Annotated in this window: 16 protein-coding genes; 6 read left to right on the top strand and 10 right to left on the bottom strand. The window is 61.1% G+C overall.

The features are described from left to right. The 4 genes from AC3B8H_RS11950 to apaG all read right to left on the bottom strand — a co-directional run. A partial coding sequence (locus tag AC3B8H_RS11950) for an FAD-dependent monooxygenase (protein ID WP_488441800.1) occupies positions 1-111 on the bottom strand: 111 nt, incomplete at its 3' end. A 71-nt stretch (positions 112-182) separates the two neighbouring features. After that, positions 183-497, bottom strand: coding sequence for a periplasmic heavy metal sensor (locus AC3B8H_RS11945; protein ID WP_488441797.1), 315 nt, complete (start codon positions 495-497; stop codon positions 183-185). 86 nt (positions 498-583) lie between these two features. Further along, complete coding sequence (locus AC3B8H_RS11940) at positions 584-1,411, bottom strand: symmetrical bis(5'-nucleosyl)-tetraphosphatase (protein WP_488441796.1); 828 nt, start codon at positions 1,409-1,411, stop codon at positions 584-586. Continuing rightward, positions 1,411-1,788 carry a Co2+/Mg2+ efflux protein ApaG gene (apaG, locus tag AC3B8H_RS11935; RefSeq protein WP_064026361.1) on the bottom strand — a complete coding sequence of 126 codons (378 nt, stop codon included), beginning with the start codon at positions 1,786-1,788 and terminating at the stop codon, positions 1,411-1,413. Before apaG ends, AC3B8H_RS11940 begins: the two co-directional genes overlap by 1 nt. 72 nt (positions 1,789-1,860) lie before the next feature. On the opposite strand from apaG, the gene AC3B8H_RS11930 reads away from it, so the two are divergent. The 6 genes from AC3B8H_RS11930 to AC3B8H_RS11905 all read left to right on the top strand — a co-directional run bounded on the left by AC3B8H_RS11930 (position 1,861) and on the right by AC3B8H_RS11905 (position 7,128). Beyond that, complete coding sequence (locus tag AC3B8H_RS11930; protein ID WP_488441795.1) at positions 1,861-2,385, top strand: ankyrin repeat domain-containing protein; 525 nt, start codon at positions 1,861-1,863, stop codon at positions 2,383-2,385. 27 nt (positions 2,386-2,412) lie between these two features. Beyond that, the gene (mpl, locus tag AC3B8H_RS11925) at positions 2,413-3,762 is read left to right on the top strand and encodes a UDP-N-acetylmuramate:L-alanyl-gamma-D-glutamyl-meso-diaminopimelate ligase (RefSeq protein ID WP_488441799.1); all 1,350 of its coding nucleotides are present in this window, start codon (positions 2,413-2,415) and stop codon (positions 3,760-3,762) included. Positions 3,763-3,775: 13 nt separating this feature from the next. Next, positions 3,776-4,045 (top strand): Rdx family protein, encoded by a 270-nt coding sequence (locus AC3B8H_RS11920; protein ID WP_488441798.1) that lies wholly within the window; start codon positions 3,776-3,778, stop codon positions 4,043-4,045. 70 nt (positions 4,046-4,115) lie between these two features. Continuing rightward, a complete protein-coding gene (locus AC3B8H_RS11915) occupies positions 4,116-6,080 on the top strand; it encodes a serine/threonine protein kinase (RefSeq protein ID WP_488441794.1) in 1,965 nt (654 codons plus the stop codon). Between the two features lie 55 nt (positions 6,081-6,135). Next, positions 6,136-6,483: an antibiotic biosynthesis monooxygenase family protein gene (locus tag AC3B8H_RS11910; protein WP_488441793.1), complete on the top strand. Its 348-nt coding sequence runs from the start codon at positions 6,136-6,138 to the stop codon at positions 6,481-6,483. 198 nt (positions 6,484-6,681) lie between these two features. Beyond that, a complete protein-coding gene (locus tag AC3B8H_RS11905; protein ID WP_488441792.1) occupies positions 6,682-7,128 on the top strand; it encodes a hypothetical protein in 447 nt (148 codons plus the stop codon). A gap of 52 nt (positions 7,129-7,180) precedes the next feature. Here the strand turns inward: AC3B8H_RS11905 and AC3B8H_RS11900 are convergent, their stop codons facing one another. The 6 genes from AC3B8H_RS11900 to AC3B8H_RS11875 form a co-directional block, all read right to left on the bottom strand. Then, positions 7,181-7,843 (bottom strand): hypothetical protein, encoded by a 663-nt coding sequence (locus AC3B8H_RS11900; protein ID WP_488441791.1) that lies wholly within the window; start codon positions 7,841-7,843, stop codon positions 7,181-7,183. Between the two features lie 275 nt (positions 7,844-8,118). Beyond that, the gene (locus AC3B8H_RS11895; protein WP_488441790.1) at positions 8,119-8,889 is read right to left on the bottom strand and encodes an HpcH/HpaI aldolase family protein; all 771 of its coding nucleotides are present in this window, start codon (positions 8,887-8,889) and stop codon (positions 8,119-8,121) included. Further along, entirely contained in the window at positions 8,873-10,099 is a 1,227-nt protein-coding gene (locus tag AC3B8H_RS11890) for a type III PLP-dependent enzyme (protein WP_488441789.1), read from the bottom strand. The genes AC3B8H_RS11895 and AC3B8H_RS11890 overlap by 17 nt, the downstream gene beginning before the upstream one ends. A gap of 1 nt (position 10,100) precedes the next feature. Continuing rightward, positions 10,101-11,921: an IucA/IucC family protein gene (locus AC3B8H_RS11885; RefSeq protein WP_488441788.1), complete on the bottom strand. Its 1,821-nt coding sequence runs from the start codon at positions 11,919-11,921 to the stop codon at positions 10,101-10,103. Positions 11,922-11,938: 17 nt separating this feature from the next. Beyond that, positions 11,939-13,108: an MFS transporter gene (locus tag AC3B8H_RS11880; RefSeq protein ID WP_488441787.1), complete on the bottom strand. Its 1,170-nt coding sequence runs from the start codon at positions 13,106-13,108 to the stop codon at positions 11,939-11,941. Beyond that, positions 13,105-14,470 (bottom strand): IucA/IucC family protein (locus AC3B8H_RS11875; RefSeq protein ID WP_488441786.1); only part of this gene is annotated, 1,366 nt, incomplete at its 5' end. The genes AC3B8H_RS11875 and AC3B8H_RS11880, both read right to left, overlap by 4 nt.

The following is a 14,470-nucleotide window of genomic DNA, read 5'->3' as shown; positions in this document are numbered from 1 at the left end:
CATTGCGTCGAAGACCGTGACAGCGAAGCCGGCTTGGCTCAACACTTCGGCGGCCATCAAGCCGGCCGGACCGGCGCCGACGATAGCGACGGTGGACGGGGAAAAAGTCATCGAGGAAGATCGGTTTTAGGCGTTCGCCGAATCAGGCCGACCGAGCTCGGCCGCCCGGCCAGCGTTCGGGATTAGGGTTGGGATAACTTGCGGGCTTGGCGCTTTTCCTGATGTTCCTTGCGCATCGCATCCATTTTTTGCATCTGTTCCGGGGTCAGCACTTCCTTGATTCGGGCGTGCGACTCTTCGTGGATCGCCCGGAATTTGGCGTGTTGCTCGTTGAAAATAGCTTCCAGCTTGGTTTTTTGCTCGGGCGTCAGTTGCAGCATATTGCTCAAGTGCTCGAGCTTGTGGTCGGTCGGTTGACCGTAATCGTTTTCGCCGGGGTAGGCGGAAGCGGAGAACGGCAAAACCAGCGCGGCCAGCATCAATAGGGGTTTAATCATCGGTTGGACTCTCGAATGGGTGAATGAATGCGCGCTTTCACGGCGGCGTCGAAATGGATACGCAAAGGCCGCTAAAGTTCAGGGCTTCAAACGGCCAGCGGATCGCTGGCGGCCTGACACTCGACTTGATGGCGGCGCGGCGGGTCCGATAACTCCAGCGCGGTCAATTGGCCACCCCACAGGCACCCGGTGTCGATGCCGTAGCAGTTGTAGCCATGGTAATAGCCCAGCGTCGACCAATGGCCGAAGATGATGCGCAGATTCAGGCTGCGCCGGCCGGGCACCGCGAACCAGGGCAGCAAATGCGCGGGCTGGCTGCCGAGCGGGCCTTTTTGCGAGAAATCCAGCACGCCGTCGGCGCTACAATAGCGAAGTCGGCTGAAACAGTTGATCGCAAACCGCAGTTTCTCGGAATGGCTGAGATCGTCCTGCCAGACCGCCGGTTTATTGCCGTACATCGCGCGAAAGAAGCGCTCGTAGTCCGGGCTTTGCATCGCCTGCTCGGTTTCCAGCGCCATTTGCCGGGTCAGTTCGAAGTCCCATTGCGGCGGCAGGCCGGCGTGCAGCATGCAATAGTCGTCGTCGTAATGAAATAATTTACGATGGCGCAGCCAGGCTATCAGTTCGTCGCAGTCGGCGGCTCGCAGGATGGCGCCCAGCGTGTCTTTCTTGCTGGACTTGCCCAGCGCCACCACGGTCGCGATCAGATGCAGATCGTGATTGCCGAGCACGCAAACCGCCGCGTCGCCCAAGCTCTTGACGAAGCGCAGGGTTTCCAGCGACTTCGGTCCCCGGTTCACCAGATCGCCGGCCAGCCACAGCCTGTCCCGGCCCGGATCGAAGTCCACCCGGTCCAGCAGGCGGCGCAGGTCGTCGTAACACCCTTGAATGTCGCCTATTGCGTAGGTCGCCATTAATGCAGAGTGCGGGGAATCGACAAGGTAAACTTAGGTATGTTCGCGTTGAAGCTTTCGCCGTTGTCGGCCTGCATCTGGTATTTGCCCTGCATCACGCCGACCGGGGTTTCGATCATCGCCGCGCTGGTGTAGCGGAACGAATCGCCGGGGTTCAGATGCGGATGCTCGCCGACCACGCCTTCGCCGTTGACTTCCTGCACCTTGCCGTTGGCGTCGGTAATCAGCCAATGCCGGGTCAGCAGCTTGGCGGCGCTGGAACCGACGTTGGTAATCGTCACGGTATAGGCGAACACGTAGCGGTTGTCTTCGGGCGAAGACTGGGCCTCGATGTAGTAAGGCTGGGCCTCAACTAAAACTTTGTTTTTTTCGCTCATTGATAGATGATGTCAATCGTTATGGTGGTTATTTCAACCCAACTGATAAGCAAACGCAAGCAAGCAATCCGAATGTTCACGACCCGATTCGCGGCGCTGGCGCTGCTGACGATTTCAGTGACCGCCGGCGCCGAGGGCGGCAAGGAGCTGTTCGCGGCGGCGGCGGCCGGCAAGCCGGAGCGGGTCGAGGCTTTGCTGGCCCAGGGCCAGGATGTCAACGCCAAGATCGAGCAGGACCGAACCGCGCTGATGGCGGCCAGCTTCAACGGTAACCTGCGGGTGGTCAAAGCGCTGCTGGCCTACGGCGCCGACGTGAATGCCGCCGACAAAACCGGCGCCACCGCGCTGAGCGATGCGGTGATGTTCGGCAGCGCCGACGTGGTCGGCGTGCTGATCGCGGCCGGCGCCAACGTCAATGCCGCCGACGGCCAGAATGTCAAAATCCTCGACAAAGCCAAGAAATTGGGCCGCGAAGCCATCGTCAAGCTGCTGGAAGCCGCCGGCGCCAAAGGCAAAGAAACCCCATCCGAAACCGAAGCCAAGCCCGAAGGCGACGCCAAGCCCGAAGGCGAGGCCCCCAAGGAAGCAGGCAAATAAACCAGCAACATGACCAACGATAAACCTTTGCATATCCACATCCTCGGCATCTGCGGTACCTTCATGGGCGGCCTGGCCCTGATCGCCCGCGAACTCGGTTATACCGTCAGCGGCTCCGACCAGAACGTCTACCCGCCGATGAGCACTCAGCTCGAGCAACAAGGCATCAAGTTGATGAACGGCTATAAGGCCGAAAATCTGGACGTGAAACCCGACCTGGTCGTGGTCGGCAACGCGATGTCGCGCGGCAATCCGGAAGTCGAAGCGGTGTTGAACCGGGGTCTGCCCTATATCTCCGGTCCACAATGGCTGGCCGAACACGTGCTGCAGCACAAATGGGTGTTGGCGGTCGCCGGTACCCACGGCAAGACCACCACCACCAGCATGCTCAGCTGGATACTGGAATTCAACGGTTTCAAACCGGGCTTTCTGATCGGCGGCATTCCGCTGAATTTCGGCATCTCGGCCCGACTGGGCGAATCCGACTTCTTCGTCATCGAGGCCGACGAATACGACTGCGCCTTTTTCGACAAACGCTCGAAATTCGTGCATTACCGGCCGCGCACCGCGATCCTGAACAACCTGGAATACGACCACGCCGACATCTTCGAAAATCTGGACGCCATCAAAAAGCAATTCCACCATTTGGTCAGAACCATCCCCGGCCAGGGTTTGATCATCACGCCCGACTGTGAAAAACACATCGCCGAGGTATTGGCGATGGGCTGCTGGAGCCCGGTGCAACTGACCGCGATCGATGCCCCGGCGCCGTGGCAAGCGCAATTGCTGGCCGGCGACGGCAGCCGTTTCGCGATCCATTTCGAAGGCGAAAACCAAGGCACCGTGGCATGGGCGCTGACCGGCCGGCACAACGTCTACAACGCCTTGTCGGCGATTGCCGCCGCCCGCCATGTCGGCGTCACGCCGGCCGACGCCATCGCCGCGTTGGCGCATTTCCAGAACGTCAAGCGGCGGATGGAAGTCATCGTCAAGAAAGCCGGCGTCACCGTTTACGACGACTTCGCCCACCACCCGACCGCGATCCAAACCACGCTGGACGGCCTGCGCAAACAGGTCGGCAGCGATAAAATCCTGGCCATCGTCGAACCGCGCTCGAATACGATGCGCTTGGGCGTGCATACCCAGTCGCTGGCCGAATCGCTGGGCCAGGCCGACCGCGCCATCATCTTTCAGCCGGACGGATTGGGCTGGGACTTGAGCCAATTGCTGAAATACGCCAACAACATCGAGATTTGCAACAGCCTGGACGCCATCATAGACACCATCCGTGCCGAAGCCGGCGGCGTTTGCCACGTGCTGCTGATGAGCAACGGCAGTTTCGGCGGCATCTACCAACGCCTGCGCGAAAGTCTATGAGCCACCGCACGAAATCCGCTACTGTACCCAATGCCGTTGGCTGTTGCGCGCGGCCTGGATGGCGCAGGAACTACTGACCACGTTCGACGGCGACCTTACCGAGCTGGCCTTGCAGCCCGGCAGCGGCGGCATTTTCGAGGTGCATGCCGACGGCGTGTTGGTCTGGTCGCGCAAGGCTGAAGGCCGCTTCCCGGACATCACCGAACTCAAGCAACGCGTCCGCGACCAAATCGACCCGGACCGCGATCTCGGCCACGCCGACCGCAAACCGCCGCCGACTTAATCCGCGCGATCGGCTCCGCCGCGGATAGCGGCCTATACTTGGCGCAGCTGTTTGTTCCCACGGTTAGCCGATGACGCCCGACGACGACCTGACCCGCATACTCCCGCAAGACGATGCGACGCTGCTGAAGCCGCGGCCTTACCCGCGTCCGTTGCCGGACGCTCGGGCGACCGACGCGGCCTATGGCGGCGGTTATTCGTTACGCGGCGCGGTCGGGGCCGGTGGAGTTGGCCAGGTGTTGTTGGGCTTCGACGAGCGTATCGGCCGGGAAGTGGCAATCAAGGAAATGCTGGACCAGGCCGCCAACGAAGACCACGAACTCAGCAGCCGCTTTCTGCGGGAGGCGCGCATCACCGGCCGGTTGGAGCATCCCGGCATCGTGCCGGTCTACGACTTGGGCGTCAAAGCCAGCGGCGCGCCGTACTACGTGATGCGGCTGGTGCGCGGCGACACGCTGGCCCAGGCGCTGAAGGAGTGCAACGCCGATCCGTTGCCCGAACACGCGCTGTCCAAGCGTTTGGCCCTGCTGGACCGGCTGATCGACGTATGCGAGGCGATGGCCTATGCCCATGCCAAAGGCGTGGTGCATCGCGACCTGAAGCCCGGTAACGTGGTGCTAGGCCAATTCGGCGAGACCATCGTGCTGGACTGGGGCTTGGCCAAGGTGGAAAGCGAAACTGAGTCGGCCGCGCCGTTGCCGCTCCCGGCTCGCCATCCAACCAACACCGATGCGGAAGATCTGACCCGGCTCGGTGATATTCTGGGGACGCCGGCTTATATGGCGCCGGAACAAGCCGATCCGCGTTTTGGCGGCATCGACGCCCGCACCGACGTATTCGCGCTGGGCTGCATTTTGTTTTACTTGCTGAACGGCCGGCCGCCGCTACAAGGCGGCATGGATCGGATTCTGGCCGATCTGGCTTCCGACCAAGCCATGCCGACCGCCCGGAATCCGAAGTTGGCGGCGCCCGCCGAATTGATCGCGATCTGCGATCACGCGCTAGCCAAGGACAAGACCAAGCGCTTCAAGGATGCCGGCGCGTTGGCCGACGAATTGCGGGCGTTTCGCGACGGTCGTCTGGTCAATGCTTACGCCTATACCCGCGCCGAGCTGCTGAAACGCTTTATCGCCCGCAACAAGGTTATGCTGACGGCGACGGCCGCCGTGATGTTGTCGATCGTGGTCGGCGCCGGTCTGGCCTTGAAATTCGGCATCGAAGCCAAGCAAGCGCACAAGCTGGCGGTCGCCGAGGGCGAACAGGCCAAGCAACAGTTTCAACGCGCCGAGCAGGCGCTGGCCGATGTAACCCGGATTTCCAATACCAATCTAACCGTCGCCAGCCGGATTGCCTATAGTATTGGCGGCGAATTCGCAAATTTGCTGAACGGCTTAGTCCAGGCGGCGACTCAATTTCGGAGCGATGCCGACTTGGCCGGCGCCACGCCTCGCTTGGAAAAACTGATCACGGAGTTGCCGCGTCTGGAAAGTACCGCCGCCACCCGGGCGCCCGGCACTATTCTGGCGGTAGCGCCGGCCCGCTACCGGCACGCGATCGGCGCCGACACCTCGCAACTGGAACATAACCGAATGGCCTTGCAAAGCGGCGAGCCGATACTGAGCCAGGTGCATCCGGCGCCGGAAGGTTATCAGGCTGTGACGCTGGTCGTGCCGGTCAAGGCCGGCAATGCGACGATAGGCTTCGTCTCCGGCCGTATCAAGGCTGCCGAATTTCTTGGCGGCTTGCTGCAAGCGGAGTTGCAAGACAGCCGCCGGACCATTTGGATCATCCAGGATGACGGTTTGATTTTGTTCGATACCGACGCGAACGAAATCGGGCTAAATCTGTTTCGGGAAGAGCGCTATGCTCAGCTACCGGAACTGCGCCAATTGGCTGAAGAAATTGCCGGGCAGCGTAGCGGGGTGGGGTATTATGAAAATTCGGCGGCGTATAGCGGCCGGCGCATCGCCTCGTGGGTCGGTCTGAAACCGGTGGCGAACCGGGAGTGGAAAGTGGTGGTGCTGGAGGCGTGGTAACACGTTATCGAGTGCCGGCCTGGGGTCGGCGCGTACACACAGTAGGAGAAGAGCCATGTTTATTGCCGTATATCGTTGGCGGGTGAAACCGGGATACGAAGCGAAATTTCGCGAGGGCTGGCTGAAAGTCACCGACGCCGTCTATCAAATGTATGGGAGTCTGGGATCGCGACTGCACCGCGATGCCGACGGCAGTTGGGTGGCCTACGCGCAATGGCCGGACGAAGCGGCTTGGCGCGAGGCCTGGCAATCGCAACGACCGATCGCCGATCCGGAAGGCTATGCGATGTTGAAGGACAGCGTCGAAACTTGCTACGAACTGGCCGAGCCCATTATGAAACTGACCGTATTGGAAGACCGACTGAAGTCGCAAGCGTATTCCAACTACGAAGTCACGCCCTGAGCCGCGACCGGCGGTGCGAAGCGGCAACCGACTGTCAGCGGCTGAATCTTCGGTATCGCGCATCGCGCCCTGCCAGTCGTCGCGTTGGGGTTTTCTGCTATCATCGAGGCCGTCGCCGTCCGAAACCGCGCCGGGCGGCGGACCTTTGCGGGTCGGTGCCTTGATGAGCCGCGCGCGGAATCTGGCATTGGATAAGGCATGGAAAAACTTGAATTCGGCGTGAGCGACGACGACAGGAAAAATCTACTCCACTTCGTCGATACCTTACAAAAACTGCTCGGCGACTTGATCGGCGCGGACCAGTATTTTTTGCCCAAATTCCGCGACGATTATAAGCGGGCTTGGCGCGAACTGGATCCCCACTTCCACGCATTGAAAGATGCGATTCAACGCGCCGACACCAATGCCTTGTTGACGCACGGCTTGCTCGGCAGTCCGCTGCATTTGAAGCTAAAAGTGATCAATCACTTCACCGAGGAGTTCATGCTCTACGGCATCGAACTGGTCGGCGGTCACAAAATCTTGGAAAAGCTACTCGGCGTGGTGAACCGGCTGTTGGCAACCGTCGTGGATACGGTGGGGACCGGTTCTCCAATTCATACCTTCAACGAACTGTTGATTTCAATCATTCAGGACGACAGCTAGGAAAGCCTTGCAATCGGGCCGGCGCCGGCCCGATTGCAAGGGCCCGGCGAGTCTACCGTCCAGCCGCGCGGCGGTTGCGGACCAACCCCAACAAACCCAGCATCGAACCGAACAACCAAGCCGCACCCGGCAGAGGCACGACCTGTACCCCAACGTTGAAAGTATCCGGGGCAAAATCGGAAATCTGAGTGAAGCCTGCGGTAACCGCGCCGTCGCGCGGCCACAGGTTCCAGGTAAAACTTTCCGGTGCGAAACCGGCCGACGGCAACAGGCCAGCGGCAATCTTGGCAACCATATGATTGCCGGTGATCGTCACCGAGCCTGGAGCGAGATTCGTCGTACTGAACGACGGTGCTATCAGCGTTACCAAGCCGGTGCCGTCGTTGTTCAATCGCACCACCGAATCGAACAAAATATTGTTTAAGCCGTTGGCTTCGAAACGCGCGGTGCCGACACCGCGATTGAAGCCCCAAACATAAAAACCGCCCGGCGACGAACCGATGGCGGCATTGAAAGTACTATCCAATCGAAAAACCTCGGTCGCCGGATCGTAACTGACCGACGCCGACACCACATCCAAATCGCCCGCCGTGCTGCCGTTGTATCCGACGACATAATCGCCGATTGCGTCACTGACCGCGGCGGCTTGCGCCGGCTGATAAGCGGCGGCGATGATCGCGGCGAATGCCCAATATTTCGCTGTGTTGATTCTCATGCACCTATCCTCTGTTGCTGAAATCCGATGGAAGCATCCGGCGGGAAACTAAGTTCCCGCCGGATGCGATTGCGGTATACAAGGAATATAGACCGTGTAGCCGAGCGGCATGGCGCAGCTACCGAAATAGGGGGTGGTCGGAGCACCGGTGCCGCTCGCAGGTAAATGCCAGCAACAACGCTAAGGTTCAATGCTTCCAAAAAAAATTTTCAATTCGGCGGGTCTGTGGCTGGCCCCCCGATAAAAAAACGCTTAACCACAAACGGGGCTCATCCTTATGTCGGGTTTTTGCCGTTTTGCAAATGCGCCTTAAATGCCCGGAAGATAACCCCCCGGTCATCGCCCAGCAGGAAGGCGTGAACACCGCGCTGAAGCCAATATTCCCCTTGTTCGGGCAAACGCGGCACGGCACAGAACGGCACGTCGTGTTTGCGGCAGGTATCGGCGATAGCCGTGATCGCGGCCCGCACCTCCGGATGCAGGGGCAGACCAGGTACGCCGTAGGATTGGGACAGGTCGATCGCCCCTTCCAGCACCAGATCGATACCCGGCACCGAGACGATCGCGTCGATATTTTCCACGCCGACCCGGTCTTCGATCATCACCGCGACCAGCAATTCGGCGTTGGCCCGTTCGAAATAGCTCGGCAAGTCCAGGCGGCCAAAACCGGTGGTTCGGCCACCGCTGATGCCGCGTTGGCCCAGCGGATGGTAGCGGCTGGCGCTGACGGCCGCTTCCGCTTCGGCGCGACTTTGCACATGAGGGACGACAATGCCTTGCGCACCGCTGTCCAACGCGCGCAACATCGTGGCGGCATCCATGCCGGGCACCCGGACCAAGGTGGTAAGCCCCGCGCATTCCGCGGCCCGGATCATATTTTCCAGGGTTTCCGGATTGGTGTTCACGTGTTCCAGGTCCAGGATCACGAAATCGTATCCGGCGTAACCCAGCATTTCCACCAGCAACGGCGACGGCACCGAATTCAGCAGACCGTATACCGTCTCGCCGTTACGCAGTGCCTGTTTCAGCTTATTGGTTTGCAGCATGCACCGACTCCCGCGCCGATAGATAGATATGACGAGGGGGCGGGTGACGCAGAAAATCGTGGTGGGATATATGCCAGGCATAAGCGCCGGCATAGATAAACACCAATAGATCGCCGACCCGCAGCCGCTCGACCGGCACGTCGGTGGCTAAAACGTCCTTGGGCGTGCAGAGTTGGCCGACCACGGTGATTTCGGTTTGCTCGACGCCGGTCCGGGGAAACGGATAAGGCCAGTGCTCGCGGGGTACTACGAAAAACGGATGGCTGTGGCCCTGGGCGTAAGGGGTGCGGAAATGGTGGGTGCCGCCGCGTCCGACCGCGAAATGGCGGCCGAAGCATTGTTTGATGTCCAGTACCTGCATCGCGTAATAGCCGCAGGCCGCGGTCAGGTAGCGGCCCGGTTCAAGGCGGATCCGCCAGTCCCGCATGTTTTCACTCTCGACCAATGCCGTCAAACCGGCGCAGAAAGTCGGCCAGTCGAATTGCCGGTCGGGTTCGCGGTAATTGATGCCGAAGCCGCCGCCTACGTTGAGGTGGTTAATAGCGAGTCCGAATTGCTCCCGCCATTGCCGGGCCTGCCGGAAATAGCGCGCAAGCAAGGCCAGGTGGGCGTGGGCGTCTAATTGGTGGGACATCAGGTGGAAATGAAAGCCGTGAAAACGGATTTCCGGATGCCGAGCCAGCCATGCCAGGCATTCCGGCAATTGGCCGGAATCGATACCGAACGGCGTGGCCCGGCCGCCCATGGTCAAGGTGGTGGCCGGCGTCCCGTCCAACGCCAGATTGATACGCAGCAGCACATCGGCCCGCCGGTTCATGTTTCGGGCCAGCCAAGCCAGCCGGCGCAATTCGCCCAGGCTTTCCACGTGCAGCAATTCCACCTCTTGCGCCAGCGCGGCGGCCAGTTCGGTATCCAGTTTGCCAGGACCGCCGAAAATCAGCGGAGCGCCCGGAAAATGGCGGCTCACCCAGTCTAGTTCGCCACCGGATGCAACCTCGAAACCGCGCACATGCGGCGCCAGCGTTCGCAGAATCGGCAAGTCTGAATTCGCCTTGACCGCATAAAATAGCTCGCAATTGTCCGGCAGCGTCGCGACCAACCCGGCGGCATGCCGGTCCAATCCCGCCAAGTCGTAGAGATAGGCGCACAGCGGCTCATCGGTGCCGGCGAGCCGGACCGCTTCCGTCACGCGTGCCAGCGATTGCTTCATGTCACGCATCCCCCAGGTAGGCCAACGGGCTGGGCAATGGAATATAAGTGGATTCGCGATCCGGGCGTTTGTAAAAGCGGTTGATCAAGTTGGCTTTGGCCGGGAAAGGCGCGCCCACCAGCAGGGCATTCACACGCCGCGCCGCATTCGGGTTGCCGTGCTGAGCCAAATAGCAACGTAATTGGTGGCCGACGATACGCCACAAGCGCGGTTCCAACGACGGCTGCAAGGCGCTCAATTGCGCTACGGCCTCGCAGAAGTTGTTGACCAGCAGGCAATAGGCGATACGGTTCCAGCCCTGATCTTCGCTGTAAAACAGCGCTTGCCGCACGGTTGCGTCTACAGCGTCGAGCGGAACGGCGTTGAACCGTCCCGCAACCAGCTTGACGCCCTCGAAATCGCGCAGCCAGACGTGGCTGGGCCAGTCGTGGGTCAAACCGACCAGCACGTTCTGCAAGTGCGGTTCGAATACGATGCCGTAATCGAAAAAACCATGCAGCACTGGCGGAAGCAGCTGTTCGACGTAGGCCGAAAACCAATCTTCGGCGACCGTATCCCACGGCAACGCTTGTCTTCGCGCCAACCGGCCGATAATGTCCCTCAGCCTTGCTTGGCCCCGCGTATGGTTGCCGAACAGGGAGCCGGCCAGTAGCGGCGTGGTTGCGGCAGTGTCGGCCGGATCCAATCCCTGGCGCAGGATCAGGCCGAAACCTTCCGCTGCTTCCCGCTCGGCGGGGCTTTCATCGCCAACCAGCCGTACCGACGCGTAGGCGGGTTCCTCCAGTATCCGCAGGCCGGGGAATCGCGCCGCCAGCCGCGGCCCGACGGTCCGCATGACGCGGGTGACTTGCAGCGCGCCGTCCAGCTCGTAAATGGCGTTCTTGCGCACGCAATTGGTGATGCGGACATGCAGGGAGCATTTGTAAAAATAGGGATTGTCCGGGTGGAACAAGGTGCGTATCGACGAAGTAGCGAAATAAGCCGGTCCCTGAGGACCCAGGTCGCGCAGCCGGTCCTGTTCGAGGGCCGCCCGTACGGCCGGCCGGGACAGTAAATAACGCGCTTGCCAGGGATGGGTCGGCAGCAGGGCAAAATCGTCCGTTTCCAGACCGGCGGGCGCTTGAGCGGCCAACAAAGCAGCGGCGGATTCCGGCAGCAGCGATTGCTGTAGCCAATGTTCAAGGCGCACTGCGAAATAATGTAGCGGGAAGCGGGCGTTCAACTCCGGGGCGTAGCGTTGCAGATCGTCGGCCGAGAAGCCTTGGCGGCTTTTTGGAGCCGGATGGAACGGGTGGCCGTAAACCAAGGATTGCTCGGAACCAAGATAGGCGGCCAAGGTGTTTTGGGGGACGGCCGATTGCGGCGCCGCGAGAATGGCGCCGGTCACCGCGACGCTGTCGCGGATTTGCTCCAGCAGTTCTTCGTTGAACGGCACATCATTTTGGCGGGCCAGATCGCGAAGCAGCAAGGTCGCTAGCATGCGCCAGCCCAGGGGCGCCCAAGCTTGTCCCGGCGATTTGTGATAGAAGGGCGAGCGATAGCGGTAGTTGCCGGTAGCCGACGCTTGGTCGACAACCGCTACCAGCCGCGCCCCGCCGTGCGGTAGCAGGATATGCATGGCTTTGCCCCCGCCCTGCCCCAGCGCCGCGCGCAACGCCAAGGGCCAATCGCCTTGGCCGAACAGCGGGCCGATACTGATTTGCCCGGCCGGACCGGCGACCTCGCGGCAATAGCAATTGAGCAAGGTCTCCAGGCCGCGCTGGCCGGCTTGATCTTCGGCCGAGCAGGTTTGGTAAAAAGTTTGCAGTGCTTGATGTCTCATGAAGGCTCTCCAAGGGATCAGATATTTTCGGCGCGGGAACGGCAACAGGTTGAAATTGCCAGCCAAGCGGCGGCGGTCATAATCCCGGCGCCGAGTAAAAAAGGCGCCTGCGGACCGAAACCCTCGACCACGGCGCCGGCGGCCAGACCGGCGGCGACCGCGCCCCATTTGGAGCCGCTTTCCAGCCAACCGAAGGTGCGTCCGGCATTGTTTTCATCGACCAGCACCGCCACCAGCGCATGCAGCACGACAAAGCCGCCGGTCATGGCCAAGCCCATCAACGTCCGCCACAGGATTAAACCCGCCAGATTTTGAGTCTGGGCCTGCCCGAACAGCGCCAAGGCCATTAGCAGAAACATCCCCGCCAACCTCTCCGGCAACAACCCTTGCCCGAAACGGCCGCTTAAGACGCCGGCCGTCGCCAGGTAAAGCAGGTGGGGAAGGCCGAAGAGTAGGCCCGCCAGTTCGACCGAAACCGATTCCAAACCTTGGGCGTAGGGGATGAAATAAGGGAAGGTGGCGACAGTCGAGAACACAAACGCAAATTGCAGCGCGTAGATATTGTTTGCCGCTAGCGGCGGCCGGCCGCCGGTGGCGCATTTCGGCCGATCGCCGTCGTCCGCGGCTTTCGCCGGTTCCGGCAATCGCCACAACAGCAAGGCCGCAATCAGCGGCAACAGGGCCAGATAGCGGTAAAGCTCTATCGGCGACACCGACACGGCGAACAGCCCCAACACGGCGGGCGCAATCACCAGCGCGGCGCGCGCGGAACTTTGCATCAGGGTCAGGCTGCGAGCCAGGGCGGGACCGCTGGACACGGTCGCCAGGTAAGCATTGGAAGCGGCGAACGTGCCGCCCAGCATGCCCTGCAAAGCCAACGCCAGCACGAACAGCGTGGCGCTGTTGCTATAGCCGGCCAGCAGGAAACTCGCCGACAGCCCCAGTTGCGCGCGTAATAATGAGATTTTTTTGCCGATCCGGTCGGCAAACATGCCCCACCAGGGGCTGGATAGCGCCGTGAAAAACGACGGAACAACGTAAAACCAGCCGACCAGGTAAGCGTTGCTGTTGTGCAGCGACTGGCTGAGTATCAGCGCAAAGAATGGCGGCATGCCGAGCGCGGCGAACGCCGCGATAAAGTGGCAAAACATGACCACCATCACCATGCGGCGTTCGGCTGCCGTCATGCGTTCGCCTTCAGGAAATTAGGCCCGCTCTTGCCGTAGAACTTATTGACGTCGGCGGCGCCGGTCGCGGATTTAGGCTTCAGGCTGGCCGCGGTCAATAGGTATTTGACGTATTGCCGGTCGTCTTCCAGCAGGATGCGGCGGGCCAACGCGGTGTCTTCGCCTTGTCCGGCCAGTTCGGTCAGCAGCGCGGCGATTTTGTCACGCACATAGGCGTAGAGCTGGCCGCGGCTCAACAGGCCAAGCTCGGCCAGGCCTTCGATCAGGACCGCGATATTGAGTTGCAAGGTGATGGTGGTGAACATTTGCGCCAGCGGCAATTCGTCGTCCACGACAATACGGCGGTCCTGCAAGCCGTCGACAAAACCGGCCAGTGACGGCCACCGGGCGGCAAGGCGGGCGCCATGGATGCGCGGCGCGTCGTTATCCTTGAGTAACAGCCGCAAAGCCGGCGCGTTGGTGCTCAGTACCAGCATGGTGTTTTGCTGGTTGGATTCCAGCGCGATGCCGTAACGCAACCACAAAACCAAGTGGATGCGTAGCGTTGCCTCCAGATAGGCGACGAGAAAATCCTCCAGCCCGCCGGCAAAAAAAGCTTGCGCCAGTTCTTCGGCTACCGATACGCCATGCGGCGTGGCCGCGAGCAGGCCGGCGACCGGTAACACGCTAGCTTGCTCGAGTCCCGCCGGATAGCGGCGCAAAATGTAACCCAGCTCGGGCAGATGGTTGACATGTGCGCCGATGCTTTCATCGGTTAATAGCAAGCGGCCTGCAATGTCGGCGTCCTGCGCCGCTATCCGGCCCAACAGGCTTTGCACGGCATGGCCGTCGGCGATGGTGCTGGGCTTGATCGTGCGGAGGTTCTTGCCGCCCAAGGTGCGGATGGCCATCGGCAATTTGATGTGCAACCCCGGCTGGCGTTGCACGGCCAAGGTCCGTACCGACAAGGTCGGCAGGACTTCCAGATGGGGTTTGGGCGCCAGCAGCAGCTTGTGTTGCAGTCCATTCGCTTCCACCAGCGTATCCAGTATCCGCTGGGTCAACAACGGGTGAACCGGCAACAACGCATAGTTGTCGCTCAACCGAGGGTCGAGTCCGACGTCCGCAAAGCCGGGACAGCAATCTTGCAGGCTTCCCGCAATCCGCGGCCCGAAATGAATAGCCTTGGCCACCGCGACCCAACGTAACCGAAACGGGCGTTGGAATTCCGGAGCGTACAAAGCCAAATCGTCCCGAGAAAGACCCAATTTAGCGCGCGCCGTGGGATATAAAGGATGGTCGAGAAACGCCGCCAGCCGCTCGTAGTGTAACTGCCGTTCTTGCCAGTGCGGGCTGAGCCGCGCACCTGGGTTGCTCCGGCGT

This window comes from Methylomonas sp. BG-2, from assembly GCF_057766305.1.
The sequence above is the reverse complement of the archived record's forward strand: the minus strand, read 5'-3'. Positions and strand labels throughout refer to the sequence as shown.

Excerpts from the sequence above, each read along its gene's own strand:
- AC3B8H_RS11905 (WP_488441792.1), top strand. The coding sequence starts at position 6,682 with ATGGAAAAACTTGAATTCGGCGTGAGCGACGACGACAGGAAAAATCTA.
- AC3B8H_RS11880 (WP_488441787.1), bottom strand. The coding sequence starts at position 13,108 with ATGACGGCAGCCGAACGCCGCATGGTGATGGTGGTCATGTTTTGCCAC.
- AC3B8H_RS11910 (WP_488441793.1), top strand. The coding sequence starts at position 6,136 with ATGTTTATTGCCGTATATCGTTGGCGGGTGAAACCGGGATACGAAGCG.
- AC3B8H_RS11945 (WP_488441797.1), bottom strand. The coding sequence starts at position 497 with ATGATTAAACCCCTATTGATGCTGGCCGCGCTGGTTTTGCCGTTCTCC.
- AC3B8H_RS11930 (WP_488441795.1), top strand. The coding sequence starts at position 1,861 with ATGTTCACGACCCGATTCGCGGCGCTGGCGCTGCTGACGATTTCAGTG.
- AC3B8H_RS11915 (WP_488441794.1), top strand. The coding sequence starts at position 4,116 with ATGACGCCCGACGACGACCTGACCCGCATACTCCCGCAAGACGATGCG.
- AC3B8H_RS11895 (WP_488441790.1), bottom strand. The coding sequence starts at position 8,889 with ATGCTGCAAACCAATAAGCTGAAACAGGCACTGCGTAACGGCGAGACG.
- apaG (WP_064026361.1), bottom strand. The coding sequence starts at position 1,788 with ATGAGCGAAAAAAACAAAGTTTTAGTTGAGGCCCAGCCTTACTACATC.
- AC3B8H_RS11885 (WP_488441788.1), bottom strand. The coding sequence starts at position 11,921 with ATGAGACATCAAGCACTGCAAACTTTTTACCAAACCTGCTCGGCCGAA.
- AC3B8H_RS11900 (WP_488441791.1), bottom strand. The coding sequence starts at position 7,843 with ATGAGAATCAACACAGCGAAATATTGGGCATTCGCCGCGATCATCGCC.
- AC3B8H_RS11940 (WP_488441796.1), bottom strand. The coding sequence starts at position 1,411 with ATGGCGACCTACGCAATAGGCGACATTCAAGGGTGTTACGACGACCTG.
- AC3B8H_RS11890 (WP_488441789.1), bottom strand. The coding sequence starts at position 10,099 with ATGAAGCAATCGCTGGCACGCGTGACGGAAGCGGTCCGGCTCGCCGGC.